This is a genomic window from Mesorhizobium sp. M7A.F.Ca.CA.004.04.2.1, assembly GCF_004022825.1.
Lineage (GTDB): Bacteria > Pseudomonadota > Alphaproteobacteria > Rhizobiales > Rhizobiaceae > Mesorhizobium.
The window spans coordinates 1-2764 of the sequence record NZ_RZPH01000822.1 but is presented as its reverse complement, the minus strand read 5'-3'; the positions used below and the strand labels follow the sequence as shown (position 1 = coordinate 2764).

The window sequence follows — 2764 nt, the reverse complement described above, 5'->3', positions numbered from 1 at the left end:
GTGATGATCCTGCCGAGCGGCATCAACAAAGCCACCGGGCTCGCTGCGGCCCTTCAGGACCTTCGACTTTCGCCGCACAACGTCGTCGGCGTCGGCGATGCCGAGAACGACCACGCGTTCCTGCAGGCCTGTGGCTGCAGCGCCGCCGTCGACAATGCAATTCCGGCGGTCAAGGATACAGCCGACCTGGTCATGCGTGGCGCCCGCGGCAAGGGCGTGGAGCAATTAATCGCAAAGCTGATAAAGCGTGATCACGCGATAGTGCCGAAGCGCCATGACGGCATCGTTCTTGGATCGTCTGGCGGCGATGATGTCTACCTGTCGCCGAGCGACACGATCCTCATTGCCGGGAGTTCCGGCATTGGCAAATCCACCTTGGCCACCGCGCTGACGGAACGCTTCGTCGAAAGTGGTTTTCAGTTCTGCGTCTTCGATCCCGAAGGCGACTATGACGGCCTCGAAGGCGCCGTTCGCCTGGGCGACGGCTCAAGCGCGCCGACAAAGGCGCAGGTGCTGGATCTGATCGCCAAGGCCGACAGCAACATTGTCGTCAATGGATTGGCCCTGCGCGTCGACGAGAGGCCGGATTTCTTTGCCGACCTGCTGCCTGGCCTGAGCAGTTTCCGCCGGCGCACCGCGAGACCGCACTGGCTCGTCATCGATGAAGCGCACCATCTTCTGCCCAAGCGGCGCGACGATACGCGGGCGGTCCTGTCATTGGAATTGCCGGGCACAATCCTGATCACCGTTCACCCCGAGGCGATCTCGACAGACGCCTTGCGCCTTGTCACAGCCATCATTGCGCTTGGCCCCAAGGCGAAGGACGTGGTGAAGGTCTTCTGCAAGGAAACTGGCATTGAGCCGCCAAAGGACATTCCAACGCCCAAAGGCGCGCGCGTGCTGTTCTGGCGGCCGCAGTCGGGCAAGAAAGTCAAGACGGTCAAGGTGGTTGAACCACGTCAGTCACTCAAGCGGCACAGCCGGAAATATGCCGAAGGCCAGCTCGACGAAGCCGGCAGCTTCTATTTCCATGGCCCTGACAATGCGATGAACCTCAGGGCTCACAATCTGATGATCTTCGCTCAGATCGCCGAGGGGATAGACGACAAGACCTGGGAGTTTCATTTGCGCACCGGCGACTATTCCAAATGGTTCCGACATCAGATCAGGGACAAGGACCTGGCGCGCGAAACCGCCGAGGCGGAAGAGGACAAGACCCTGTCGGCGCAGGATAGTCGCAAGCGGGTGCTTGACGCTGTACGCCGCCGTTACACGGCTCCGGCCACAGCCCCGGAGTGACACTCGAGAGCCAAGGCGATTAAGCTATCGCTGCATGCGAAAACTTTTTCAGTCGGACAACGCCGCCACCGCGACAATTTCGATGACGATGTCGGCTTGTGAAGCCCCTCCTCTCAGAGCTCTTGACCCTCAGCCTATCAAATCATCTATTCTGATCGGCAGATCGCGAATGCGCTTGCCGGTGGCATGATAGACGGCACTCGCCACGGCGGCAGCCGTTCCGACATTGCCGAGTTCGCCCAAGCCCTTGACGCCGGCAGGATTGACCTGGTGGTCGACTTCGGGGACTAGGATAACGTCGACCTGTTTGATGTCGGCGTTGACCGGCACGAGATAGTCCTGCAGGTCGCGATTGACGTAGCGCGCGTGTCGCTGATCGATTTCCGTGGCCTCGTGCAACGCCTGGCCGATGCCCCAGATCATGCCACCCATCAACTGGCTGCGCGCGGTGCGCGTGTTCATGATGCGCCCGGCAGCGAAGGCTCCGACAATGCGTGGCACCCGGATTTCGCGTGTATAGCTGTTGATGCGCACTTCGACGAACTCGGCGCCAAAGGCATATTTGACCGAATCTTCGTCGTTCTCTCCACCATGAAACTCCGATTGTCCGGCATAGAGTTTGCTGAGGGCTTCAGGCGAAGAACCCTTCGGCGCAAACTCGGCATATTCTTCGATGGCGCCGACCTGCATGGCCTTGAACACATCGGCCAGCTTGGCGGACTTGCCGGTCTCGGCAACGACCTCTTCGTCCTTCAAATCCAGCTTCGCATTGGCCGAACCTGCCAGCGGAGCCCCCTTGCCCGCAGCGGCGGCAAACAGTTTTTCGCGTATCGCGTCGCAGGCTTTCATGACTGCGGAGCAGACGCTGGCGGTCGAGATCGATCCGCCTGACACCGGAGCCGGCGGCAAGGCACTGTCGCCCATCTCGACGCTGATCTTGTCCATGCCAACCCCCAGCCTTTCGGCCGCCATCTGGCCGGCGATGGTGCGAACGCCGGTGCCGATTTCATGCGAGCCGCACTGGACCCGAACCTCGCCATCGGCGGTGAGACGAACCCGGGCCGCGCAAGGCGCGGCGGCTGTCGGATAGATTGCCGTCGCACAGCCCATCCCGACCAGCCAATCGCCGTCGCGCATCGAGCCGACCGTGGGATCGCGTTTCGACCAGCCAAAGGCCTCGGACGCCTGGTCATAGCACTTGATGAGTGAGCGGCTGGAAAATGGCTTGCCTCCGATCGGCTCCTTCTCCGGTTCATTGATGCGACGAAACTCGACAGGATCCATGCCGAGGGCCACGGCCATTTCGTCCATGGCGTTTTCCAGCGCGTAGACATAAGGCGTCTCCGGCGGCGATCGCATGTAGCCAGGAGTGTTGCGGTCGGCATGAACCAGCGAAACATGCGTCAGAACGGAGCCGTAATTGTACATGCGCGCGGTGGCTGACGTGCCGCCGACGACATAAGGG

At 61.2% G+C, this 2764-nt stretch carries 2 protein-coding genes; one reads left to right on the top strand and one right to left on the bottom strand.

The genetic code is table 11. The annotated features are described in order from the left end of the window. Positions 1–1299: HAD hydrolase family protein (locus tag EN893_RS27645; RefSeq protein WP_128361938.1), on the top strand; the 1299-nt coding region annotated here is incomplete at its 5' end. Positions 1300–1428: 129 nt separating this feature from the next. Here the strand turns inward: EN893_RS27645 and EN893_RS27640 are convergent. Beyond that, a partial coding sequence (locus EN893_RS27640; RefSeq protein WP_164901157.1) for a molybdopterin cofactor-binding domain-containing protein occupies positions 1429–2764 on the bottom strand: 1336 nt, incomplete at its 5' end.